The organism is Halopelagius longus, from assembly GCF_900100875.1.
Lineage (GTDB): Archaea > Halobacteriota > Halobacteria > Halobacteriales > Haloferacaceae > Halopelagius > Halopelagius longus.
Map to the genome: position 1 here is coordinate 83,770 of NZ_FNKQ01000001.1, position 24,158 is coordinate 107,927.

The 24,158-nt window shown below is 68.3% G+C and carries 21 protein-coding genes and 1 other RNA gene; 16 read left to right on the top strand and 6 right to left on the bottom strand.

What is annotated here, in order from left to right; translation table 11 throughout:
• Positions 1 to 43: 43 nt before the first annotated feature.
• From BLS11_RS00405 to BLS11_RS00420, 4 genes are read left to right on the top strand one after another with little or no spacing between them, the layout of a single operon-like run.
• Positions 44 to 1,738 carry an ABC transporter substrate-binding protein gene (locus BLS11_RS00405; RefSeq protein ID WP_394327371.1) on the top strand — a complete coding sequence of 565 codons (1,695 nt, stop codon included), beginning with the start codon at positions 44 to 46 and terminating at the stop codon, positions 1,736 to 1,738.
• Positions 1,739 to 1,761: 23 nt separating this feature from the next.
• Positions 1,762 to 2,787, top strand: coding sequence for an ABC transporter permease (locus tag BLS11_RS00410; protein WP_092531399.1), 1,026 nt, complete (start codon positions 1,762 to 1,764; stop codon positions 2,785 to 2,787).
• Positions 2,784 to 3,728, top strand: coding sequence for an ABC transporter permease (locus BLS11_RS00415; RefSeq protein ID WP_092531401.1), 945 nt, complete (start codon positions 2,784 to 2,786; stop codon positions 3,726 to 3,728). Before BLS11_RS00410 ends, BLS11_RS00415 begins: the two co-directional genes overlap by 4 nt.
• Before the next feature lie 18 nt (positions 3,729 to 3,746).
• The gene (locus BLS11_RS00420) at positions 3,747 to 4,115 is read left to right on the top strand and encodes a DUF7268 family protein (protein WP_092531403.1); all 369 of its coding nucleotides are present in this window, start codon (positions 3,747 to 3,749) and stop codon (positions 4,113 to 4,115) included.
• A 117-nt stretch (positions 4,116 to 4,232) separates the two neighbouring features.
• On the opposite strand, the gene BLS11_RS00425 is transcribed toward BLS11_RS00420, so the two are convergent.
• Positions 4,233 to 5,531: a dihydroorotase gene (locus BLS11_RS00425; protein WP_092531405.1), complete on the bottom strand. Its 1,299-nt coding sequence runs from the start codon at positions 5,529 to 5,531 to the stop codon at positions 4,233 to 4,235.
• A gap of 41 nt (positions 5,532 to 5,572) precedes the next feature.
• Positions 5,573 to 6,298, bottom strand: coding sequence for a lipoate--protein ligase family protein (locus tag BLS11_RS00430; RefSeq protein ID WP_092531407.1), 726 nt, complete (start codon positions 6,296 to 6,298; stop codon positions 5,573 to 5,575).
• A 52-nt stretch (positions 6,299 to 6,350) separates the two neighbouring features.
• Here BLS11_RS00430 and BLS11_RS00435 point away from each other — a divergent pair, with 52 nt between their 5' ends.
• From BLS11_RS00435 to BLS11_RS00445, 3 genes are all read left to right on the top strand, one after another.
• On the top strand, positions 6,351 to 7,319 hold the full coding sequence (locus tag BLS11_RS00435) for a DUF8155 domain-containing protein (RefSeq protein ID WP_245698644.1): 969 nt from the start codon (positions 6,351 to 6,353) through the stop codon (positions 7,317 to 7,319).
• A gap of 66 nt (positions 7,320 to 7,385) precedes the next feature.
• Positions 7,386 to 7,907, top strand: a complete 522-nt coding sequence (locus BLS11_RS00440) for a PaaI family thioesterase (protein ID WP_092531409.1) — start codon at positions 7,386 to 7,388, stop codon at positions 7,905 to 7,907.
• Positions 7,908 to 8,118: 211 nt separating this feature from the next.
• A complete protein-coding gene (locus tag BLS11_RS00445; RefSeq protein ID WP_175454335.1) occupies positions 8,119 to 9,885 on the top strand; it encodes an alkaline phosphatase D family protein in 1,767 nt (588 codons plus the stop codon).
• Positions 9,886 to 9,970: 85 nt separating this feature from the next.
• Here the strand turns inward: BLS11_RS00445 and BLS11_RS00450 are convergent, their stop codons facing one another.
• Positions 9,971 to 10,552: a cysteine hydrolase family protein gene (locus tag BLS11_RS00450; RefSeq protein WP_092531413.1), complete on the bottom strand. Its 582-nt coding sequence runs from the start codon at positions 10,550 to 10,552 to the stop codon at positions 9,971 to 9,973.
• A 143-nt stretch (positions 10,553 to 10,695) separates the two neighbouring features.
• On the opposite strand from BLS11_RS00450, the gene BLS11_RS00455 reads away from it, so the two are divergent.
• From BLS11_RS00455 to BLS11_RS00470, 4 genes are all read left to right on the top strand, one after another.
• Positions 10,696 to 12,165 carry an Hvo_1808 family surface protein gene (locus BLS11_RS00455; RefSeq protein WP_092531415.1) on the top strand — a complete coding sequence of 490 codons (1,470 nt, stop codon included), beginning with the start codon at positions 10,696 to 10,698 and terminating at the stop codon, positions 12,163 to 12,165.
• Between the two features lie 53 nt (positions 12,166 to 12,218).
• The gene (locus tag BLS11_RS00460; RefSeq protein ID WP_092531417.1) at positions 12,219 to 13,580 is read left to right on the top strand and encodes an Hvo_1808 family surface protein; all 1,362 of its coding nucleotides are present in this window, start codon (positions 12,219 to 12,221) and stop codon (positions 13,578 to 13,580) included.
• A gap of 36 nt (positions 13,581 to 13,616) precedes the next feature.
• Complete coding sequence (locus BLS11_RS00465) at positions 13,617 to 14,111, top strand: DUF7979 domain-containing protein (protein WP_092531419.1); 495 nt, start codon at positions 13,617 to 13,619, stop codon at positions 14,109 to 14,111.
• Between the two features lie 76 nt (positions 14,112 to 14,187).
• Positions 14,188 to 15,351: a nicotinate phosphoribosyltransferase gene (locus BLS11_RS00470; protein ID WP_092531421.1), complete on the top strand. Its 1,164-nt coding sequence runs from the start codon at positions 14,188 to 14,190 to the stop codon at positions 15,349 to 15,351.
• Positions 15,352 to 15,467: 116 nt separating this feature from the next.
• On the opposite strand, the gene BLS11_RS00475 is transcribed toward BLS11_RS00470, so the two are convergent.
• Entirely contained in the window at positions 15,468 to 16,070 is a 603-nt protein-coding gene (locus BLS11_RS00475) for a TIGR00296 family protein (protein WP_092531423.1), read from the bottom strand.
• 143 nt (positions 16,071 to 16,213) lie between these two features.
• On the opposite strand from BLS11_RS00475, the gene rnpB reads away from it, so the two are divergent.
• From rnpB to BLS11_RS00500, 5 genes are all read left to right on the top strand, one after another.
• Positions 16,214 to 16,632, top strand: an RNA gene (gene rnpB, locus BLS11_RS00480) — RNase P RNA component.
• A gap of 129 nt (positions 16,633 to 16,761) precedes the next feature.
• Positions 16,762 to 19,428 carry a heavy metal translocating P-type ATPase gene (locus tag BLS11_RS00485; protein WP_092531425.1) on the top strand — a complete coding sequence of 889 codons (2,667 nt, stop codon included), beginning with the start codon at positions 16,762 to 16,764 and terminating at the stop codon, positions 19,426 to 19,428.
• Between the two features lie 54 nt (positions 19,429 to 19,482).
• Entirely contained in the window at positions 19,483 to 20,574 is a 1,092-nt protein-coding gene (locus BLS11_RS00490; RefSeq protein WP_092531427.1) for a zinc metalloprotease, read from the top strand.
• 53 nt (positions 20,575 to 20,627) lie between these two features.
• Complete coding sequence (locus BLS11_RS00495; RefSeq protein WP_092531429.1) at positions 20,628 to 21,497, top strand: hypothetical protein; 870 nt, start codon at positions 20,628 to 20,630, stop codon at positions 21,495 to 21,497.
• Positions 21,498 to 21,545: 48 nt separating this feature from the next.
• Positions 21,546 to 21,836 (top strand): WNWW family protein, encoded by a 291-nt coding sequence (locus tag BLS11_RS00500; RefSeq protein WP_245698646.1) that lies wholly within the window; start codon positions 21,546 to 21,548, stop codon positions 21,834 to 21,836.
• Here BLS11_RS00500 and BLS11_RS00505 read toward each other — a convergent pair.
• The gene (locus tag BLS11_RS00505) at positions 21,833 to 22,177 is read right to left on the bottom strand and encodes a DUF8152 family protein (protein WP_092531431.1); all 345 of its coding nucleotides are present in this window, start codon (positions 22,175 to 22,177) and stop codon (positions 21,833 to 21,835) included. The genes BLS11_RS00500 and BLS11_RS00505 overlap by 4 nt on opposite strands.
• Before the next feature lie 86 nt (positions 22,178 to 22,263).
• A complete protein-coding gene (locus BLS11_RS00510) occupies positions 22,264 to 24,153 on the bottom strand; it encodes an ABC transporter ATP-binding protein (protein ID WP_092531433.1) in 1,890 nt (629 codons plus the stop codon).
• Between the last annotated feature and the right edge of the window lie 5 nt (positions 24,154 to 24,158).

Here is a 24,158-nt window from a genome sequence, read left to right on the forward strand (position 1 = left end):
ATACATCGACACATTTAGGTAATGACTACGTATGTCTGATAATATGCCCCGTGACATAGATAGACGTACGTTTCTGAAGGCGACCGGAAGCGCCGCGGCGGCCGCGACGATCGCGGGTTGCGCCGCGGACCCCGACGAGGCCGGAACCGGCTCCCCCGAAGGGACGGCAGACGGCACCGGGACCGGCCAGGAGGGCGACGCGACGACGCTGACGTTCGCCCGCGGGAACGACTCCGGTTCGCTCGACCCGCAGAACACGACGAGCGGCGAGGACACGAAGGTCATGAACCAGATGTACGACCAGCTCATCATGTTCGCGCCCGGGAAGAGCAAGCTCCGGGCCGGGCTGGCGACCGACTGGAACCTCGAAGGGACGACGGCGACGCTCACGCTCCGCGAGGGCGTCACGTTCCACAACGGCGAGGAGTTCACCGCCGAGGACTTCGTCGCGACGTTCAACCGCTTTACCAACCCGGACTACGAGCACTACCCCGGCGACACCTACACCTCGGCGTACGGCCCGTTCACGCTCGGCGACTGGGTGGACGACGTGTCGGCCGACGGCGACTACAAGCTCACGATGGAGCTGTCACAGAAGTACGCTCCGTTCCTCCGAAACCTCGCGATGTTCGCCTCCTCGGTGCTCTCGAAGAAGGCCATCGAGGAGCACGGAACCGACCTGAAGAACAACCCCGTCGGCACCGGCCCCTTCGTCTTCGAAGATTGGGACACGTCCAACCAGCGGATCCGACTCTCCGCGAACGACGACTACTGGGGAGAGGCGCCGAAGGTTGACGAAGTCGTGTTCACCACCGTCGAGAGCAACACGACGCGCGCGCAGACGCTCGACAGTGGCGGCGCGGACATCATCGACGGCATCGGCGCGCAGGCCTCCAAGGTCGTCGAGAACTCCTCGAACGCCGAGCTCGTCGAAAAGGAGGGTATCAACACGGGTTACATGGCGTTCAACATGGAGAAAATCGAGGCCTTCCGCGACAAGAAGGTCCGAAAGGCCATCAGCTACGCCATCGACACGGAGTCGCTCGTCAACAACATCTTCCAAGGCATCGCGAAGCAGGCGAGTCAACCCATCCCGAGCAACGTCCTCGGCTACAACGAGGGGATAGACCCGTACCCGCAGGACCTCGAAAAGGCGCAGTCGCTCCTCGACGAGGCGGGGTACGGCGACGGCTTCAGCTTCGAACTCGCGACGTTCAAAAACCCCCGCGGCTACAACCCCTCGCCGCTTCAGGCGGCGCAGTTGGTGAAGTCGAACCTCGGGGAGATAGGCCTCGAAGTCAACATCAACCAGCAGTCGTTCAACCCGTTCCTCGACTACACGAGCTCCGGGAAGCACGACGCGTGTTTCCTCGGCTGGTACACCGACAACGCCGACCCGGACAACTTCTTCTACGCGTTGCTGCACCCGCAGGTGTCCGAAGACCAACTCACCGAGGGGCAGGACTGGGTCAGCTTCGACGCGGACGGGTACAACACGCTGAACGTCGCCGCGTGGGCCAACCGCGAGTACATGTCGCTCGTCGAAGAGGCGCAGAAGACGTACGACACGAAGGCGCGCGAGGAGAAGTACAAGCAGGCGGCGCAGATAGCCCACGACGAAGCGCCGTGGGTGTTCCTGAACCACGCGAAGGAACTGCGCGGCGTCTCTAAATCGGTCGAGGGGTTCGTACTCGCTCCCATCAGCGGTCCGTTCCTCAACCTCGTTAGCCTCAAGTAGTGTCGCGATAGCCACTTTTTCATATGGTCTCGAAGCGCTTTCTCATCAAGCGACTTCTGCTCTTGGTGCCGGTGCTGTTCGGCGTCGCGACGCTGGTGTTCGCCATCCTGCACCTGAGTCCGGGCGACCCCGCGCGGGTCATCGCCGGACAGCGAGCGACGGCAGAACAGGTCGCACAGGTCCGGGCGGACCTCGGACTGAACGCCCCGCTGTGGGTCCAGTACGGCGAGTTCCTCCTGAACGTCGTGACGCTGGATCTCGGTAACTCCTACATCATCCAGCGAGGCACGCCCGTCCTGACGATTCTGCGCGCCCGCCTGCCGGTCACGCTCGAACTGGCGATTTACGGGCAACTCATCGGCGTACTGCTCGGCATCCCGACCGGCGTGATAAGCGCCGTCAAGCAGGACACCGCGACGGACCACGTCACCCGCATCGGTGCGCTCACCGGAATCAGCGTCCCGATTTACTGGAGCGGACCGCTCGTCATCCTGCTCTTCGCGCAGTTCCTGAACGTGCTTCCGGCGTCGAACCGCATCGCCTCGCAGTTCGACCCGCCGGTGTACACCGGCCTCATCACCGTCGATTCGCTGGTGTTCGGCCTGCAGACGGGGAACTTCGCGGCGTTCTTCTCGGCCGCGTCGCACATGTTCCTCCCCGCGGCGGTCATCGGCATCTACGGGATGGCCCTCATCTCGCGGATGATGCGGTCGTCCATGCTCGAGGTCATCCGCCAAGACTACATGCGGACCGCTCGCGCGAAGGGGCAGGGCGCGAAGATAACTATCATGAAGCACGGCTTCCAGAACGCTCTCATCCCGGTCATCACCGTCATCGGCATCCAGTTCGGGACGCTCCTCGGCGGGGCCGTCCTGACCGAGACGGTGTTCGGTATCGGCGGTATCGGAACGATGCTCGTCAAAGCCATCGAGGTGGGCGACTACCCGGTCGTGCAGGGAACGGTGCTAGTGTTCGCCTTCCTCTTTACGCTCGTCAACTTGGGCGTCGACGTGACGTACTCGTATCTCGACCCACGAATCGAACAATGAGCACGCAAACACACGGAGAGAACGCCGAATCGACGCACCGCGGTCTCGTGAGCCGTCTGCGCGCGTCGCCGTTCCTCTCGGACCTCCTGTCGAACCGCCTCGCTCTCGCTGGAATCCTTCTCATCCTCGCGATGGTCGCAGTCGCACTGTACGCCCGCCTCGGTGCGATGTTCGGCTTCGCGCCCAGCCTCGCGGAACTGCAACAGTCGCAGTTCGGGACGAACCCGAGTCTCGGGCCGCCGACCGCACAGAACCCGTTCGGAACCGACATCCAAGCGCGCGACCTGTTCGGCCGCGTCCTCTACGGGTCGTGGCTGGCGCTGAAGTTCGGGACGGTCACGGTCGGTATCTCGACCACCGCGGGCGTCGCGCTCGGCGTCATCGCCGCGTACTACGGCGACATCACGGACAACGTCATCATGCGTTCGATGGACGTGTTCCTCGCGTTCCCGTCGCTGTTGCTCGCGTTGGCGCTCGTGGCGATATTCCCGGACAGCCTCGGCCTGTGGCGCGCCGTGACCGCACTTACGCTCGTCTACACGCCGCGGTTCGCCCGCGTCGTTCGCGGTGCCGCCCTGAAGGTGCTCGAAGACGAGTACGTGGACGCCACCGTCGCCCTCGGCGCGAAGGACGCCCGCGTCCTCGTCCGGCACGTGATGCCGAACTGCCTCGCGCCGATTACGGTCCAGAGCACGCTCAACTTCGGCCTCGCAATCATCGACCTCGCGGCCCTGTCGTTCCTCGGCTTCGGCGCCGAGGCCGGGTCGCCGTCGTGGGGATTGATGTTGGCGAACGGCGTGAACGAGGGACTTCTCACCGGCGAGTGGTGGTGGTCGTTCTTCCCCGGCCTGTTCCTCGCCGTGACGGTGCTCGGGTTCAACCTCCTCGGCGACGGGATGCGCGACGCGCTCGACCCGCGGATGCGCGAAGCGGTCGACTGACGCCTCGACCACGCCGCCATGTCCCGCACGGACTCTCTTTCGTCTCGATTACCGCCCTCGCTCCGCCGCCGCGTCCGCATCGTCGGCGGCGCGTTCGTCGTCGGCTTCGGCGTCGGCGCGGTCGGAACGCTCGCGGGCGGTGTCGCCCGAAACGTCGCGTGGGCCGCGAACTCGGCGTTTCTGCTCGGCGCTCTCGTCTTCGGGTTCGGCCTCCTCGGCTGGTCGGGGTCGATGCTCGCCGGTCGCGCGTTCGAGGAGATGGCGCGACGACTCGACTCCGGTTCCGACTGGACCGAACGCGACTCCCGCCGCGCGATGGCGCGAATCGGCGGCTTCGGCGCCGGTGCGATGGTCGCGGCGGCGACGCTCGGCACGCTCCTGACCTGACGTTCAAGTACGAGGACGGGGCCACTCGCGCCGTGACCTGAACGTCGCCCCGAGTCGGTTCGCGATAGTCCGGCATCCGACTCGGGACGCGCCCGCCGGCAGTTCGCCCTCTCCGGCCTACTCGCGGACGTTCCGTCCGACCGCCTCGACGAACGTCCCCTCGTCGTAGACGACGGTCCCGCGGACCATCGTCAGGTCGGGAAAGACGCCCGTCCGTCCCTCGAACGGCGTCCACCCGCACTTCGAGTGGAGTTCGTCGCCGCGAATCTCGCGGGTCTCCTCGGGGTCGAAGAGAACCAAATCCGCGTCGCGCCCGACTTCGACGCGCCCTTTCTTCGGCAGGTCGAATATCTCCGCGGCGTTCGCGGCGGTCACGTCCCTGACGCGTTCGTAGGAGAGGTTCCCCGCCTCCGCTTCGGCCAACATGAGCGGAAGCATCGTCTCGACGCCCGGAACGCCGCTCGGGGCGTCCCAGAGACCCGTCTCCTTCTCCTCGACGGTGTGGGGCGCGTGGTCGGTGGCGACGATGTCGATGTCGCCCTCGACCAGTCGCTCCCACATCCCCGCGCGACGCTCCTCGCTCCGGAGGGGCGGGTTCATCCGCCCGAACGTCCCGAGTTCCGTCGCGTCCTCGCGGGAGAGAAAGAGGTGGTGCGGCGTCACCTCGCACGTCGCGCCGCCCGCCCTCGCGGCGTCGACGCCCTCGGGCGTGCTCGTGTGCGCGACGTGTATCGCCGCCTCGGAGTCCGAACCCACCTCCACCGCGCGTTCGACGGCGGCGGCCTCCGCCTCCGCGGCGCGGTACTGGCTCCACGGGTCGGCGTCCGCGTCCCGCCCCGTCCCGCCGGCGTCGCGTTCCCGCGCCGCCTCGTCGAACAGGTCCGCGTCCTCGGCGTGGACGGTGACCGTCACGTCCGCGTCGGCCGCCGCCGCGACGGCGTCGGAAAAGAGGTCCGCCTCGATACCCATGTCGCCCGTCGAGTCGGCGAGGAACACCTCGCCGAGTGCGAACAGCGGTCGGTCGAACAGCGACTCGGGGTCCCACTCGGCGGTGACGCCGCCGTTGATGCCGTAGTCCACGAGCGACTCCGCCGCGAGTTCCGCCTTCTCGTCGAACGCCGCCCCCGTCGTCGTCGGCGGCGTCGTGTTCGGTTGGTCGACGACGGTCGTGACGCCGCCCGCGGCGGCGCTCTGCGAACCGGTCTCCCACGTCTCCTTGTGGGCGTAGCCCGGTTCGCGGAAGTGGACGTGGGCGTCTATCGCGCCCGGGAAAAGTCGCCGCCCGTCGGCCGCTATCACTCGTTCGTCCGGCGTCGGGTCGAGCGACGGTTCGACCGCCGCTATCTCCTCGCCTTCGACCCGCACGTCGCGGACGCGTCCGTCTGCGAGCGTCGCATCGACGATGAGCGTAGACATACCCGTGTGTCCGAGGGCGGTGACCTAAGCCCCGCGGTTCGCTACTCCTCGTCGGAGACGAACGCCGCGGCGTCCGTCACGTCCCACTCGGCGTCGCCGACGAACGAGGCTTCCAGCGCTCGACGCGTCTCCTCGGGGTCGGACGGCCCGCCGCTTTCGGCGACGCTGCCGACCGTCTCGGGGTCGAACGGCACGTCGAGCGCCTCGTACACCGGCGCTAACACCGCCGCGAGTTCCTCGCGTTCGCCCGCGACGACGACGCCGGAGACGAGTGCGGCGTCGCTCCGGACGCGTTGGGCGATACCGCATAGCTTCCCGTCGGCCTGCACCGAGTGCGCGCCGGGGCAGAAGGAGTTGGGCGGTTCGCCCGGCGTCGCGGCGACGCCGAGGGACGCCAACGCGTCCACGACCGATTCGGTCGCCGCGTCGTACCGGTCGTCGAGGCCGGTACGGATGTCCTCCGTCGGAACGACGTGGGCGAACGCCAGCGTCGTCGCTCCGGTGTAGGCGACGGCCCGCCCGCCGACGCTCCGTTCGACCGGCGGGAAGCCGCGTTCGTCGGCCGCGCGGCGGGCCGCCTCGTACCCGTCGGCGTGACTGTCCCGGCGGCCGAACGCGACCTGTCTGTGCGGCGTCCACGCGCGGAAGGCGGGGACGCCGTCTCGCCCCGTCTCCGCCAGCATCGCCGCCGTCACCGTCCGGTCCGCCTCTCGCGTCGGCGCGCGCCCGCGAACGACTCGAACTCGGTCGCCTTCGAAGGCGTCCATACGGGGCGGTGGCGCCGACGCGTCTAAGCCCTCCCGGTCCCCCCGTTTCGGCATGGACGGCGACGCCGAGTCCGGACGCGCCCGCGCGGAGAGCGACCCGAATCGGGACGGACCGGGACGCCCGCCCGCCCGCCCCGCCGACGCGGAGTTCGTGACGGTGCCCGCGGACGTACTCGACCTGTACCGTCGCTTCTCGCTGTACAACTCGCCGTACCCGGCGCACGACGACGCCTCCGCGATAGACCTCTACCCGACGTCGAACGACGGCCTCTCGCCCGTCGCCGGCGAGGTGGTGGAGACGCGGACCGTCAGTGCGCCGCCGAAACCCTACGCCCACGAGGAGGAGTACCTCATCCTCGTGGACGCGGGCGAGTACGTCGCCCGCATCCTCCACGTCGAACCCGAAGTCGAGGCGGGCGACTCGGTGGCCGTCGGCGACCGACTCGGGCCGATGATTCGCTCGGGTTTCTTCGCGCCGTGGGTCGGCAACCACGTCCACCTCGGCTTCCGCCGCCGCGACCAGAACCCCCACCGCGCGGCAGGGTCGCTTCCGGTCGTCGCCGACGCGCCGGTCGAACCCGTCCGGTGGGACGGCACCGGAACCGTCGTCGAGACGGGCGAGACCTACGCGATTCTCGACGAACCGGTCCACCCCGCGCCCGGCGACCGGTGGGCCGCCGTCGCGGCGGAAGCGCGCTCCGACGGCGACGCAGAGCCTTTCGCGGTCGCTCTCGACGGCGGGTTGGCGCACTACGCCGCGGGCGGCGTCCTCTCGGACGGCGCGGACGGCCGCACGCTGTCGTTCCTCGGCCACCCCGTCGGGGCCGTCGAGGGCCGGAACGTCGCGTGGGACGCGTTCGACGTGGTGGTCGACGGCGACAGAATCACCGGCGTCTCCCTCTTTGCGGGGTCGACTCGCGACTTCGGCGCGAAACTCGTCTGCCCGGACCACGGGTTCGAGGTGGGCGAGGCGGTCCGAGTCGAGATTCGGGAGAGCGACGACCCGATTCGACTGGGTTGACCCGCGAACCCTCGCCGGAGTGCCGGAACCGCCGACTACATAGGGTTCGCGTGCGCCGTGGCACCAATGGCCGACGGTGACGAGAACCGCGACGGCGACGGACGGGACGACGTCGAGTTCCCGAGCGAAGCCGCGGCGTTCGTCCAGCAGTACATCGAACAGGAACACGGCTACCTCTCGTGGTTGAACACGCGCGTCGAGGAGATAGAACGCGGGCGCGTCGTGATGACGATACCGTACGACGAGAAACTCACGAACACGACGGACCCACCGACGGTCCACGGCGGCATCGCGGCGACGCTTATCGACACCGCGGGCGGCATCGCCCAGCGGACGACGTTCGACGACCCGATGGCCCACGGCGTTGCGACGGTGAACCTGAACGTGAACTACCTCCGCCGGGCGTCCGGAACGCTCCGCGCGACGGCCGAAGTCGTCCGCGCGGGCGGTACCATCGGCGTCAGCACCGTCACCGTCGTCAGTCAGATTCCCGACGAGGCGTCCGACGACGCCGCCGACCGGTGGGAGGGGACGCCCGACTCTCAAGCCGTCGCCACCGGACAGGCCGCTTACAGGCTGTTCCGCTGAGGACTCCTTCGTCCGCCGTCGCTTCGCCTTCGTGGCACCGGGAGACGCGGCGACTGACCGTCCGACACGAGTGCCTTCGTCCGGACCCGAACGGTCCGCTCGTATCTCTCCCCTCCGCTTCATACTTGTCAATATTACTATTATAAATGGCTACTACGGAATCGAACAACTGCCTCTGTGTCTCATGACGGACAATACAGACGGCGAGAATGTGACAAAGAGGAGGGACGTTCTCCGAACGGCGGGTGCGGCGGCGGCCGGCGGCGTCGCCACTGCGCTCCTCGACGCGGACATCGTTCGCGGTGCGAGCGCGGAGTCCGTTCGGGAGGGTGCGGCCGACTGGACGACCGACGCCGACGCCGGCGCGTTTCCGCTGTCGGTGGCGAGCGGCGGACCGACGGAGGCGGGCGCGATTCTGTGGACGAAACTGGCCGAAGGCGCGCACTCGGAGTCGGACCCGACGTACGTTCGGGTCGGGACCGACGAGTCGTTCTCGGAGACGGTGTACGAGGGGAAAGTCGCCGCGGACGCGGTGACGCCCGACCACGACCACGTGGTGAAGGTGGACGTAGACGGCGAACTCCCCGCAGACTGCCACCTGTACTTCCAGTTCCACCACGCGGGCGCGAACAGTCCGGTCGGTCGCTGTCGCACGCTCCCCGCGCCGGACGCGAGTCCGGAGCGCCTCCGCTTGGCCGTCGTCTCCTGTCAGTCGTATCAGGACGGGTACTACCCCTCGTACGGCTACGTCGCCGAGGAGGACGTCGACTACCTCGTCCACCTCGGCGACCAGATTTACGAGTACGCCGGCGACTCGCGGTTCGAGGGCCGGTCGGTCACGCTCCCCAGCGGAAACGACGTCGCGTGGACGCTGGAGGACTACCGGCACCTCTGGCGGACGTACCGCGGCGACGAGTTCTTCCAGCGGGCGCTGGCCAACCACACGTTCATCCCGACGTGGGACGACCACGAGTACGTCAACAACCCGTTCTGGGACTACGAGAACGACCGCCCGTGGTCGGACGACCACCCGCGGAACGACGACGACGAGTTCATGACCCGGCTGTACCGGGACTCGATTCGGGCGTGGTGGGAGTACAACCCCGCCCGCGTCCAGTACGACGCCGACGCCGACCACCTCCACGACCGGTTCCGGATGTGGCGAAGCGTGCGCTTCGGCGACTTGGTCGAACTCCTGATGACCGACGAACGCCTCTTCCGGTCGATGCCGCCGGGCGGCGACGACGCCGGGCGGCGGGAGGGCGGCGTCCCGCCGAACGCGCCCGAGGCCGACGACGGCGACCGGACGATGCTCGGCTTCGAACAGCGCGAGTGGTTCCTCGATACCGCTCTCGGAAGCGACGCGACGTGGCTGACGTGGGGGAACGAGGTGCCGTTCTCGCCCATCTGGCGGTCGAGCAACGACGACGGGCAGTTCTACCGCGACTACGACAACTGGGACGGGTACGAACACGAACGGCGCGAAATCGTCGGCCGATTGGCCCACGAAGGCGTCGAGAACTACGTCGCGCTCACCGGCGACATGCACAACTACATGGTGTCGTACGTGCTGAACGACTGGGAGAGCGTCGAGAACCGGTCGCCGATTCCTCCGGCGGATGAGCGCGTCGGCGTCGAACTGATGGCGCCGGCGATATCGAGCGAGTCCGACGCCTCGAACTTCTGGGGGGCGGAGGACTCCACCGACGTCGAGTCCGAGTCGCCGGCCCTGACGGCCGACAAACACCGCGAAGTCGTCTTAGAAGAGAACCCCCACATCGAGTGGTTCGACTCGCAGTACAACGGCTACGCCGTCGCCGAGTTCGCGCCGGACGGCTGCACGTGGCGGGCGTACGCCGTCGACGACACCGTCGACGAACCGGACGCACACCGCACGTTGCTCCGCGAGTACCACGTCCCGGAGGGCGGCGTCGAACTCGAAGAACGCGCGGCGAACGACCCGGACTGGGAGGGCTGACCTCCGTCTCCGTCCGGGACCGCTCCGTTTTTCTCGACGCCCTCGCGGGCCAACCGACCCGCCGAGGCCGGCTTCCCGTCGCCGACTACGCGAAGCGAATCTCGTCGCTCGTCGTCACCTCGCCGAACAACCACCCCGCGTGGTCGACGGCGTACTCCTTGTGCTCGTCCTCTATCGCGCCGATGGCGTCCTCGGCGAGGACGGGGCGGAAGTCGCGCAGGCCCGCGCTTCCCGCGGTGTGGAGGACGCAGACGTTCGCCAGCGTCCCGCAGATGACCAAATCCTCGATGCCGTGGGCGTTTAGCCACCCCTCTAACTCGGTTCGGTGGAACGCGTCGTACGTGTGCTTGACGACGACGTGGTCCTCCTGGCGCACGTCGAGTTCCTCGACGAGTTCCGTCTCCCACGTCCCCTCGACGACGTGTTCGCCCCAGCGTTCGAACTCGTCGTAGTAGTGGGCGTCGTCGAACTGTTCCGGCGGGTGCACGTCGCGGGTGTAGACGACTTGCGCGCCCGCCTCTCGCGCGTCGTCCACGAGGGCGGCCACGTCGTCTATCACCGCCTCGCTCCCGGGCGCGTACAGGCTCCCGTCCGGGTGACAGAAGCCGTTCTGCATGTCGACGGCTATCACGGCGGTTCGCTCGGGGTCGAACGAGTACTCGCTCATACGACTAGGTTATCTACCGGTCCACAAAACTGTACGCCGCCTCCTCCTCGGGCCGTCTTCCGTGCGATACCGCCTCGCGGCGGCCCCGGCGTCGCCGGCCGATGCGGAAAGGTACTTCTGCCCCCGGGCCATCAGGCCGGACAATGCCACCGCGCCACGGACTCGTCGCCGCGTCCCTCGCTTTCCTTCTGGTTTTCGCGGGGTGTTCCGCGCCCGCGTTGAACCCGAACGCCGACGCCGGCGGGTCTGACTCGGACGCACCGACGCCCGCGACGCCGGACGAGAACTTCTCGGACCCCGAGGAGGACGCCCTCGGGTGGGAGGACGGCTACTGGTACGGCGAACCCATCGAGGTGGACCAGTCCGACGGCCTCTCGGACGCGGAACTGCGGGCGTTCGTCGGGCGGTCGATGGCGCGCGTCGAGTACGTCCGCCACAAGGAGTTCCAAAAGCGGGTGTCGGTCGACGTGCTCTCGCGGGCCGAGTACCGGAACCGCTCTACGGGCACGCCCTCCGCGACCGGACCGAGCGAGTTCGACCAGTGGAACAACCAAGTGTGGGAGGCACTGTTCATCACCGGCGAGGCGCAGGACAGCCAATCGAGCATCAGCGGAACGCGCGAGTCCGCCGTCGCGGGCTTTTACTCCCCCCGCGACGACGCGATAAAGATCATCACCGACTCGCCGGACTCGCCGACCATCGACAACGCGACGCTCGTCCACGAACTCACGCACGCCCTTCAGGACCAACACTACGACCTGACGAAGCGGAAGTACTCCGGGCAGACCCAAGACGGCGACTTGGCCATCGACGGCGCCGTCGAGGGCGACGCGAAGTACGTCGAACTCCGCTACGCCGACCTCTGTGAGGGCGAGTGGAGTTGCGTCGCCGCACCGCGAGGGAGCGGTTCGTCCGAGTCCTCCGGGAACGCTTCGGGCGGCGGTCCGAACCTCGGCATCTTCCTCACCATCTTCCAACCGTACTCCGACGGCCCGGTGTTCATCTCAGAGCACCACCGACGCGGCGGGTGGGACGCGGTGGACCGGCAGCTAAAGAACCCGCCCGAGTCCTCGGAGCAGGTCATCCACCGGACCGACGAGAAGCCCGTCCGAATCGAGTTCAGAGACCGGGGCCGAAACGGCTGGTCGACGTTCCGGAATCAGGGTCAAAGCGGCTCCGACACCGTCGGCGAGGCGTCCATCTTCGCCATGTTCTGGTATCAGGCGCGGACGACGGGCGCCGACACGCTCAACCCGCGGACCATCCTCCAGATAGACAGCCGCTACGACTCGTACAACTACGACGCGAAGCCCTCGAACGGGTGGGGTAACGACCGCCTGTTCCCGTACAAGAAGGGGTCCGGCAACGACAGCGAGTACGGCTACGTCTGGGTGACCGAGTGGGACTCCGAGTCCGACGCCCGGCAGTTCCAGAACGCGTATCGGAACATCCTCTCGGCGCACGACGCGACGAAACGCGGCGAGAACACGTACGTCGTCCCGAACGGCGAGTTCGAGGACGCGTTCCGCGTCACCCGCGACGGCACCCGCGTCGTCATCGTCAACGGGCCGACGCCCGATGACCTCGACGACATCCGCCCGCCGCAGTCCTGACGGCGCGTCCGCCGCCGCGAATTCTTTTGTCCGGTCGCACCGTGTTTCGACGCGTGAACGACGCGCGCGTCCGGTTCGTCGCCGTTCTCGCGGTAGCGACGCTCGTGCTCTCGGGCTGTGCCGCCCCCGTCGCGGACCCGACGCCGAACGAGTGGCGCTGGCCCGAGGACCCCCAGAGCGACAGAATCGGCTGGGAGGCGGGCTACTGGTACAACGAGTCCGTCGCGGTGAACCAGTCGGACGGGCTGAACGCCTCCGAACGCGAGGCGTTCGTCGCTCGGACGGCGGCCCGCGTCGAACGCATCCGGGGGCTGGAGTTCGAGGAGTCCGTGGAGGTGGACGTGATGTCGCGCGCCGAGTACCGCGACCAATCGAGCGGAGACGGCGGCGCCGGGCCGGGGTGGAACGACCAAGTGTGGGAGGCGCTCCTTCTGATCGGCGAGGACAGGACCGTCGAGGCGGCGTTCGACGACCTGTACGGCGACGCGGTTCTCGGCTACTACTCGCCGTCCGAGGAGCGCATCGTCGTCGTCAGCGACGCCGAAAATCCGGTGATAGACCGGGCGACGCTGTCGCACGAACTGATGCACGCCCTCCAGTACCAGCGGTTCGACATCGGGGGCGTGCCGCAGACGCTCGACGGCAGACTCGCCGAGGACGGACTGGTCGAGGGCGACGCGCGGTACGTCGAGCAGTTGTACGAAGAACGGTGCGGCGACGAGTGGGACTGCGTCCGGCGGCCCGAGACGAATCCGAACCGCGAGAACTTCGACGCCGGTGTGTACCTGACCGTCTACGCGCCGTACAGCGACGGACCGACGTTCGTCCACTCGCTCCGCGAACGCGGCGGGTGGACGGCCGTAAACGAGGCGTACGCCAGACCGCCCGCCTCCACGGAGCAACTCGTCCACCCCGAGGCGTACCCCGAGGACCGACCGCGGACCGTCGCGGTGCCGAACCGGTCGAACGGCGCGTGGTCGCGGTTCGACCGCCACCCGGTCGGAAACACCGTCGGCGAAGCGCCCATCTTCGTGATGCTCTACCGGCACGGGGCGATACCCTCGTCGGCGCTCGAACGGAACGCGGAGCCGTACTCGCGGTACAACTACTCCTCGAACGCGAGCGACGGGTGGGCGGGCGACACCGTCGTCCCGTACCGGAGCGACGACGGCGAGTTCGGCTACGTCTGGGCGATAGAGTGGGAGACGGCGGCGGACGCCGAAGAGTTCGTGTCCGCCTACGAGACGGCGCTTCGGGAGGGGCTGAACGCCACGCGGACGGCTCCGAACACGTACGTCGTCGCGGACGGTCCGTACGCCGACGCGTTCCGCGTCACGCGGAACGGGACGCGCGTCACCGTCGTCAACGCGCCGACGACCGACCGGTTGGACGGCGTCCACGCGCCGGGTCGGTAGAGAAGACACTTACCTGCGAACGGCCTCGGGCCGAGTATGCACCCCCGCACACCACTTCTCGTCTCCATCGCGGTCCTCGTCGTTCTCGCCGGTTGTTCGGCCGCGCCGGGTTCGCCCGCGCCGGGTTCGCCCGCGCCGGACGGACAGGCGGAGACTGACGCGACGGCGGCAGTGGAGACGGAGACGGCGACAGACGGAGCGATAGCGAGATACTCGACGAACAAGGCGGAGACGAACGACGCGGAGGCGACGACGCCGACGAAGGTGACGAACGGGACGAAGGCGGCCGCGGCGTCGTCGTCGACGCACGACTGCCCCCCGGTTCTCTACCTCGAAGCCGTCGAACGCCCGTCGGACGAGACGGTCGTCGCGTACGGTAACCTCTCCGCCGAGCGAAAAGCCGAGTTCGACACGGCGCTCGTCGAAGGGAACGCCGAAATCGAAGGCGGCGACGGCTACGAGTTCTGGGTGGACCGCCCGTACGTGGAACACGACGGCAACGTCTACCGCGCCGTCGTCGCGGTGTGCTGACCGCCGAAGACGACTCGCCTTCGGTCGCTCGTACCGAACACGTGACCTTTTCGTGGTTCCGCGAATAGCCACCCCTATGACGACGTTCGACATCGTCGGCGAGGACGCGATTCTCGATGGGTCGGCGACCGACGCCTACTTCGAGCGAACGGAGACGACGCTCCGGCACGCGGGGAAGAACCCGCACGTCGTCGCCGAGGTGACCGCCGACCAGTTTCCGACCGGCGAGTACGAACTGCTCTCCGGCGTGAAAGACGCCGCCGCCCTCCTCGAAGGCCGGAACGTCGACGTGGACGCCGTCCCCGAGGGCCGCCTGTTCGACGGCGGGCCGGTGATGCGAATCGAGGGACCGTATCTGGAGTTCGCTCGGTTCGAAACCTCGCTTCTCGGCTTTCTCTCGCACGCCTCCGGCGTCGCCACGGCGGCGCTGGACGTGCGCCGCGCCGCACCCGATAGCACCGTCCTCTCGTTCGGGGCGCGGCACGTCCACCCCTCCATCGCCGCGATGATAGAGCGAAGCGCGCTCGTCGGCGGGTTGGACGGCATCTCCCACGTCGCGGCGGGCGAGATTCTCGGCCACGAGGCGTCGGGGACGATGCCGCACGCCCTGCTGATATGCTTCGGCCGCGGGAACCAAGAGGAGGCGTGGACGGCGTTCGACGAGGCGGTCGACGAGTCCGTCCCGCGCGTCGCCCTCTGTGACACCTACAGCGACGAGACGGACGAGGTGCTCCGTGCGGTGGAGACGCTCGGCGACGGACTCGACAGCGTCCGCCTCGACACCACTTCCTCGCGCCGCGGCGACTTCCGGCACATCGTCCGCGAGGTGCAGTGGACGCTCGACGCCTACGAGGAGGAGGACGTGGAGGTGTTCGTCTCCGGCGGCCTCGGCCCCGAGGAGTTGCGGCACCTCCGCGACGCCGCAGACGGGTTCGGCGTCGGCGGCTACGTCTCGAACGCCGACCCGGTGGACTTCGCGCTCGACATCGTGGAGGTAGACGGCGAACCGACGGCCAAGCGGGGCAAACTCACCGGCGCGAAGGAGGTGTACCGAACGGCCGACGGCGGCCACCACGTCGGACTCCGCGGGCGCGAGGGCCCCGAAGACGGCGAAGCGCTCCTGGAACCGCTCGTCCGCGACGGCGAACTCGTCGAAGACGCCTCCTTCGACGTCGAAGCGGCGGCCGAACGCGCCGCGCGAGACGCCGAACTGACCGGCTACGGCGACGCGGACGACTGACGGCGCAGTCGCTCCGACGACAGTCCGCGAAAAAATCGAAAACCGCAAACGAGAGGCGCAGAGCCGCCGGCGGCCGAAGGCGCGCCGACTCCTCTTTCCCCCCGTCCCCCTTCTTCTTACAGCTGTTCGACGCTGCCGCCGTCGGCGCGTTCGCGGAACACCTGTCCCTCGAACAGCGTCACCATGGCGTCTTCGTCCTGCCACGCGAGCGGCGACAGCCCCGCCTTCCGGCAGGCGTGGGTGAGGAACTGCTCCTCGTTCCAGCCGTTCTCGACCGGTATCGTCGGGTAGAGCCAGCCGTGCTTTCCGTCCTTGTCGATGGCGACGCCGTGGGTGCCGAGTTCGATGTCGGCCACGGGGTCGTTCGTTAAGACGTGGTTACAGACGATACAGACCGAGATGTTCAGGTTCGGAAGTTCCGGTTGTTCTATCTCGGATCCGCAGGAATCGCCGGATGCGGCCTGAATGGCGGCGTCTACGATGGCGTGACCCAGTTGGTCTTTCCCCCGGTAGGCGCCGGCGCACCCCCGTAGCCGGCCCCGTCCCCGGGTGGATTGGATGCGTACGAACGCGCCGGTTCGAGCGTAAAATGCATCGCGCATGCTACCCGGCTGTTCACGTTGACCGTGAAGAACGTACGATTCGACCGATTCCCGCGCTAACTCGACCGCCCTCGCCCCATCCTCGTAGGTGAGGTGTACGGTCTGCGCCTCGGACATATCTATTCTTATGCATTCGTTTAACTTGAACGCTTCCCTTGTCACCACCGGTTTTGGGGCTTGATTCCCGGCCTCGAAGCAGAGAAACGGAGCGGTGTCGGCCGATCGAACGTCTTATGCGGGGAAACCGAGTAGTTTCGAACGGCAGAGAGAGCCCGGTTCCCGTGCGTCGCACCCGCGACGCATGAGGAAAGTCCCCCCACCGTCCGGACGGGTGACCGGGCGCAAGCCCGGAGTCGGAGACGGCTGGCTCTGGAACAGAAACGAGACCCCTCGACCCGACCGATGATGCGTGCGAACCGACCCGTAAGGGGAGGGAGTTAACCCGCGGAGGGTGCGAGGCGGCGTTAGCCGCCTCGAAGCGAACGGGCGCACCGCGCCCGCGAGCAGACGGTCGAGAAGGGATGGAACGGCGAATCCTCACCGGTGCAAGTCCGCGCCGCTAAGGTAGTCCGGACAGCACCCTCGGGACATCCGGGGTGCCCCCGGAGTCTCTCCGGGGAGGACGCGGACGCTCAGCCGAATGCCGGGACGAACAGAAGGGGGCTTACTCCTCTCAGCCGATTCCGACCGAAGAGCGACGAGTTCGCGCGTTGTTATTACTATGGTTCGATTAAGTTATTAAGAATACCCACTAAACGGGCCGTATTTGGTAGTTGGATTAATAACCTCCTGTCGCCTAGGCACGCGTATGACTAGAGACGACGAGCACCGCGGTCACGACCACGGCCCGTCCGGGGGCGGGTGCGGGTCGGGTGGGGACTGCGGGTGCGAACCGGGGGCCGACGCGCCGCGGGAGACGCCGACCGACGGGGCAGTGACCCTCGGCGGTCCCGACGACGGGACGGCAGAGAGTCTCAGCCTCTCGGTTCCGGAGATGGACTGCGCCTCCTGCGCGGAGAAAGTCGAAAAGAGCGTCCGCGCCGACCCCGGGGTCGAGGACGTGGACCCGCAACCGACGACGGGGACGCTTTACGTGAGTTACGACCCCGCCGAGACGACGAGCGACGCCGTCCACGAACGCGTCGAGGCCGCCGGCTACTCGGTCCTCGGCGAGGAGACGGCGACGTTCGACGTGCCCGAGATGGACTGCGCCTCCTGCGCCGGGAAGGTGGAGTCTGCGCTCCGGTCCGTCGAGGGCGTCGGCGACGTCGACACCCAACCCACCCTCGGGGAAGTCGGCGTCTCCTTCGACCCCGACGCGACATCCCGCGGGCGACTCGTCGCCGCCATCGAGGGTGCGGGGTACGACGTGGTGGACGACGACGCCGACGCCGGCGAGTCCCGCGACGTGTGGACGAGTCCGCGCGCGTTGAAGACGTGGGTCGGCGCGGCGTTCCTCGTCGTCGGCCTCGCCTTGGAGTTCCTGCTCACCGGCTTCGACGCCCTGCTGGCGGCCCCCTTCGGCTACGAGATATCGACCGCGTGGGTCGCCTACGCCGTCGCCATCGCCGCCGCGGGCGTGCCGGTTCTGCGGAACGGCTACTACTCGGCGAAGAACCGCAACCTCGACATCGACCTGCTGATGTCCGCCGGCATCGTCGGCGCCATCGCGGTGAACCTGCCGTTCGAGGCGGCGACGCTCGCGGTCCTCTTCAGCGTCGCCGAGTTGCTCGAACGCTTCTCGATGGACCGCGCGCGCAACTCCCTGCGGGAACTGATGGAACTGTCGCCCGACACGGCGACGGTCCGACGCGAGGGGGAGGAAGTCGTCGTCGCCGCCGAGGACGTAGTCGTCGGCGAGACGGTTCTCGTCCGCCCGGGCGAACGCGTCCCGTTGGACGGCGTCGTCACGGAGGGCGAGTCCGCCGTGGACGAGTCGCCCATCACCGGCGAGTCCGTCCCCGTGGACCTCTCGCCCGGCGACGAGGCGTACGCCGGCAGCATCGTCGAGGACGGCTACCTCGAAATCGAGGCGACGGCGACGGCCGACGACTCGACGCTCTCGCAGGTCGTCGAGATGGTCGAGGAGGCCAACCGCGAGAAGACCGAATCCGAGCAGTTCATCGACCGCTTCGCGCGGTACTACACGCCCGTCATCGTCGTCGGCGCACTCCTGACCGCGGCGGTGCCGCCCCTCCTCATCGCGGACCCCGTCTCGGTCGGCGCGGCGGGGTACGCGTTCACCTTCGCCGGCGACTGGCAGACGTGGTTCGTCCGCGCGTTGACGCTCCTCGTCGTCGCCTGCCCCTGCGCGTTCGTCATCTCGACGCCCGTCTCCGTCGTCTCGGGCATCACCTCGGCGGCGCGCAACGGCGTCCTCGTGAAGGGCGGGACGTACCTCGAAGCGATGAACGAGGTGGACACTATCGCCGTGGACAAGACCGGGACGCTCACGACGGGCGAACTCGGCGTCACCGACGTGGTGCCCGTCAACGGCACCTCCGAGTCCGAACTCCTCGGCTGTGCCGCCGCCCTCGAAGCGCGGAGCGAACACCCCATCGCGAAGGCCATCGTCGCCCGCGCCGACGGCGAGTCGGTGCCGAACCGCGACGTCGAGGGGTTCGAGGCCCTCACGGGCAAGGGCGTCCGCGCGGAGTTGGACGGCGAGACGCACTACGCCGGGAAACCGTCGCTGTTCGCCGAACTCGGATTCGACCTCGAACACACCCACGTTCGTACGGACGGCGGTCCCGCCGCAGGCGGCGTCACGCCCGAGGCGTCGGCCCGCGAGTGCGAACACGGGTCGTACGTCGATCTGGCGAACGAGGTCATCCCGCGCCTCCAGTCGGAGGGGAAGTCGGTCGTCCTCGTCGGCACCGAGGAGAAACTGGAGGGCGTCGTCGCCGTCGCCGACACCGTCCGCCCGGAGGCGGCGTGGACCGTCTCGCGCCTCCGCGAACTCGGCGTCGAACGCGTCGTGATGCTCACCGGCGACAACGAACGGACCGCCGAGGTCATCGGCGAACGCCTCGGCGTCGACGACGTGCGCGCGGACCTCCTCCCCGAGGAGAAGGTGGAGGCGGTGCGCGCACTCGAAGCCGAGGGGAACGTCGCCATGGTCGGCGACGGCGTCAACGACGCGCCCGCCCTCGCGGCCGCCAGCGTCGGCATCGCCATGGGCGCGGCCGGGACCGACACCGCGTTGGAGACGGCTGACGTGGCCCTCCTCTCGGACGACCTGACGCGCCTACCGTATCTGGTGACGCTCTCGCGGAAGACGACGAGCATCATCGAGCAGAACGTCTGGTCGTCGCTCGCGGTGAAGGCCGTCCTCGCCGTCGCCGCGCCCCTCGGTCTCATCTCCGTCGCCTTCGCCATCGTCGTCGGCGACATGGGCATGAGTCTCGGCGTGACGACGAACGCCCTGCGACTGGCGGGCGTCGAACCCGACGCCGAGGCGGCCGACTACCGGTAAGTTTCCCCCGGGCGAACGCTCTTTTATCCCGCCAATTCATCTCCGACCGAACGAATGTCTCGCGCCTCGCTCCGGGCCGTCGCTCTGGCGGTACTCGTCGTCCTCGCCGGGTGCGCCGTCCCCGTCGATATCCCGACGGACGACCCCTCGGTCGGTCCCTCGACGCCGACGGACGCGCCCACCGACGGAACCGCGGACTCTCCGACGCCCGACGGAACCGCGACGGACGCCGACCCGACGGCGACGGCGCACCCCGACCGTGAGAGTCCGTGGGGCGACGACCCGATAGTCGTCGGAGTCCGCGATACGGCCGACACCGATCGGAACTGGGCTCCGTTGGTCCGGGAGGCGACGGCTTACTGGGAGGAACGCGCCGAACACTACGCCGGCTATCCCGTCGAGTACGCCGTTCGGCCGGACGCCGAGAACCCCGACATCGTCGTTCGGTTCGTCGAGAACATCGAGGACTGCGAGAACGCCGCCGAGGCGGCGGGATGCGCGCCCCTCGTCGAAGACAGCCGCCAGATTCGCCGTCCGGCGAGGGTGTCGATTCGCACCGGCTTCTCGAACTCCTCGACGGTGTTGGTCCTGAAACACGAGTTCGGGCACACCCTCGGCCTGCGACACGACGACGCCCCCGCCGACGTGATGGCGAGTCGGTCCATCCTCTACACGGAGTCGCAACCGAACGCGACCGAACGCGAGTTCCCGTGGGAGGACGAGGAGTTCACCGTCCACGTGAACACGTCGGGCGCGAGAGAACCCGAGGCGGCGCGCGAACAGGTCGAACACGCCTTCGGCTACTACGAGGGTGCCCCGCCGGGCGTCCCCGACAACGTCTCCGTCGAGTACGTCTCCGACCCCGCGGACGCGGAGGTAACCGTCAGATTCGCCGAGACGCCGCCCTGTTCGGCGGAGGCGGCGTCCTGCGCCGGGACGACCGGGTGGGACCCCGACGGCGACGGGGCCGTCGAGACGTACTCCGGCCTCGAAATCGTCGTCGCGGCCGACACGGACGCCGATGCGGTCGGGTGGCACGTCGGCTACTGGTTCGCGTACGCCCTCGGCATGGAGGACGACTCGGAGAAACCGCCGCCGTTCCGCGACGCCACCTACGAGGAACGCCGGAGCGAGTGGTGGCGGTGAGTTCGAAACGGTCGGGGACAAATAATTAACTCCGACCGTGGGAAACGGGAGGTATGGTCCCCTCCACCACGGAACCGGCAGACGCCGCCGTGCCGACCGTCTCGTGGGAGCGGTCCTCCTCGGGCCGCCTCCGCGACGCCCTCGTCCACCTCGGTGCGGGATTCTTCGTCGGGATTCTCGTCGTCGCCGTCGTCGCCGTCGCCTTCCTCGCGTTCAGTGCCGCCACCGACGGAGCGTCCGACCTCCTCGTCGTCGCCGTGACGTTGCTCTTGGTCGGCGGTCCGTTCTCGCTCCTGTATCTCGTCACGGCGCACGGGGCCGGCGACCTGCGCACCCTGTTTCCGTACGTCCCCGACCTGCGCCCGACGTACGTCCTCCTCGCGGCCCCGTTCTCGATTGCCCTCCTCGTCGGTGTGCTCTCTCTCCCGTACGGCAAATTCCTCTTCGTCGGCGTCGTCATCGCCCTGCAGACGGCCGTCGCCGTCCGCAACGCGACGGGCGAACTCGACGTCGAAGACGGGACGCTCCGCATCCTCACGGGACCGAAACCACGGTCGCGCGACGTTCGAACGCTCCGCTCGCATCGGTCGTGGAGGGTCGGGTCGACGCACGTCGTCCGCCTCCGGTACGCCGGGTCTCCCTCCTTCTCGCGGGCTCCAGTGCTGGTGGTGCCGGAGTCGGAGTTTCCGGCCGTCGATGAGGCCCTCTCGGAGATCGAGTCGCGCGACTACGGTCCGGACCCGAGCGAAACCTCCCGCGCGGCGAAGGCCGCCCTCGTCGCGTTCGCCCTCCTCTTTTTCGGCCTCGTCGGACTCGTCGCGGCCGTCGCCGGCGGCGGAGACGAAGCCCCGGTTATGACATCCTCCGTCGCCATCGTCGGGGCGTTCGGCGTCCTCTTCCTGGTGGCGGCGTGGGCGTCGTGACCGCCGACGCGGCGACCATTCTTGTCTTTCGGTCCCCAAGCGCCGGCCGTGTCCGACTCTCCGCCCCCTCTGGACCCCGAGGAACTGGCGACGGAACTCGAACGGGCGTTCGGCGGCAGCGAACGCGAACGGAGCGTCGTCGCTCGGCAGGCGCGGGACCTCGCGGAGTCGGGAAAACCGGAAGCCGATAGGGGCGAACCCCTCACCGTCGAGGAGGTGGTCCGCCAGATGGGCGACGCGCCGGAGGGGTCCGGCGTCGCAGACCGGTGGAACTGGTGGCTCGGGTCGCTCGAAGTCGCGTACGGCGGGTACCGCGAGTTTCAGGTGACGCGCTTCTAATCCGAGCGGTCGTCGAGGCGGGCGAGGATCTCCTCGGTCAACTCCTTGGCCGCCGCGACGTGCTCGTTCGCCGCGTCGCTCTCCGTCGATTCGACGCTCGACAGCAGCTCCTCGACGTGTTCGATGCGCGACCGGACGACGGTCAGAGAGACGTCGGCGTCGCCCGCCCGCGAGGGGTGGCCCGCCAGCCACAACGAGGCGACGTCGGAGGCGACGGCCTCCGCCTCGCCGAGGTACGCGCTCTCGGGTCGTTCGACCGGCAGTTCCGCCGTCGATTCGAGGTGGTCCGACAGGTCGGCCACGAGCTCGCGAATCGGGGCGCGGTTCCTGTCTGCGGTCATACCCCTCCGTCCGGGGCGGAGACGGATGAGTCCTCCGCGTGTCTCGCAGCGCGCGCCGCGCCCGCAGAAACTGTGCACTCGGCTCCTTACCGTCCGTTCGTCTGCGCGCGCCACAGCGACGCGTACCGCCCCCCGCGCGCCAACAGGTCGTCGTGGGTCCCCCGTTCGACGACGCGGCCGTCTTCGAGGACGAGTATCTCGTCTGCGTCCACCACCGTCGAGAGTCGGTGCGCGATGACGAGCGTCGTCCGGTCTTCGGCCAACCGGTCGAGCGAGCGCTGAATCGCCCGTTCGGTCTCCGTGTCGACGGCGCTCGTCGCCTCGTCCAACACGAGTACCGGCGGGTCGTGGAGGACGGCCCGCGCGAGGGCGATACGCTGTCGTTGCCCGCCGGAGAGCTTCACGCCGCGTTCGCCGACGCGCGTCTCGTACCCCTCCGGCATGTCGGCGATGAACTCGTGGGCCTCGGCGGCCTCCGCGGCCTCCCGAACCGCCTCGTCGCTCGCGTCGAACCGGCCGTACCGGACGTTCTCGGCGATGGTGCCGTCGAACAGGTGGGTGTCTTGGGAGACGTAGCCCACGGCGTTCCGGAGCGAATCGAGCGTCACCGCCCGCACGTCCTCGCCGTCGAGACGGACGCTCCCCGCAGTCGGGTCGTACAGGCGGAGGAGCAGTTTCGCGAGCGTCGACTTCCCCGCGCCGGTCGGACCGACGAACGCCACCGTCTCGCCCGGCGCGGCGTCGAACGACACGTCTTCGAGCACCGGCGGGTCGTCGCCGCCGTCCGCGGAGTCGCCGCCGTCGCTCAGTACGGGGTCCGAGTACGCGAAGGAGACGCTCTCGTACTCGACGCGGCCCTCGGGATCCGACAGGGCGACGGCGTCCGGTCGGTCTTCGATGTGGACGGGGATGTCGGCGAGTCCGAAGACGCGCTCCGCGGACGCGCGGGCGTTCTGCACTTGGTCGACGATGTTCGACACCTCGGCCAACGGCGCGACGAACCGCTGGGTCATGAAGATGAACGTGACGAACGTCCCGACGCTCAACTCGCCCGCGAGGGGGCCCGGCGCGCCGACGAGGAGCCAGTACCCCCCGACGACGAACGTCGCCGCGAAGGAGAGGCCGGCGAGCAGTTCCATCCCCGGCCGGTAGAGGTAGCTCAGCTTCAGCACCGACATCGTCGTCTCGTAGACGTCCGCCGAGGAGTCGCGGACGCGCCCGCTCTCGAACGACTCGCTGTTGGTCGTCTTCACGAGTTCGACGCCGCCGATGCCGTTCTCGATGCGCGTGTTGAACGACGCGACGGCCGACTGGCGGGCGCGGTACCGCGGCGCGACGGCGCGCATGAACCAGAGCGTGAAACCGACGAGTCCCGGGACGACGACGAGCGTCACCAGCGCCAACTGCGGGTTCAGCGAAAAGAGGATGAACGCGATGCCGCCGACCATCACGAGGAGGCGCAGGGAGTTCATCAGGGCGTTGTCGAGGAACACCTCCAGATTGCCCGCGTCGTTGTTCAGGATGGCCATCACCTCGCCGGTCTGCTTGTCGTCGAAGAACTGCATGTCGAGGCGGAGGAGTTTCTCGAAACTGTCCGTCCTGACCGCGTGCATCACGTCGTGCGCGAAGAAGTTCGCCGTGACGCCGTACACCCACGTACAGACGGCCGCGGTGGCGAACGCGCCGACGATGAGCCACGCCGAGAACCAGAACTGCGCCTCAGGCGTCGTCGGAATCCACGCCGCGGGGACGAGCGGAAGCGCGTAGGGCGTCGTCTGCGACCCGAACACCGCGTCGATGGCCGTCCCGAGGACGACCGGCGGGACGAGCGACGCCGTCTGCGCGAGGAGGTTCGCCGCCAGACCGAGCGCGAGCCACCGCTTCCGCGACGCCCCGTACTCCCGAAACAGTCGCGTCAGCGGCCGGTCTACCTCCGCACGGAGGCGGTCGAACGCGCTCTCGTCGTCTGCGGTCATCGTTA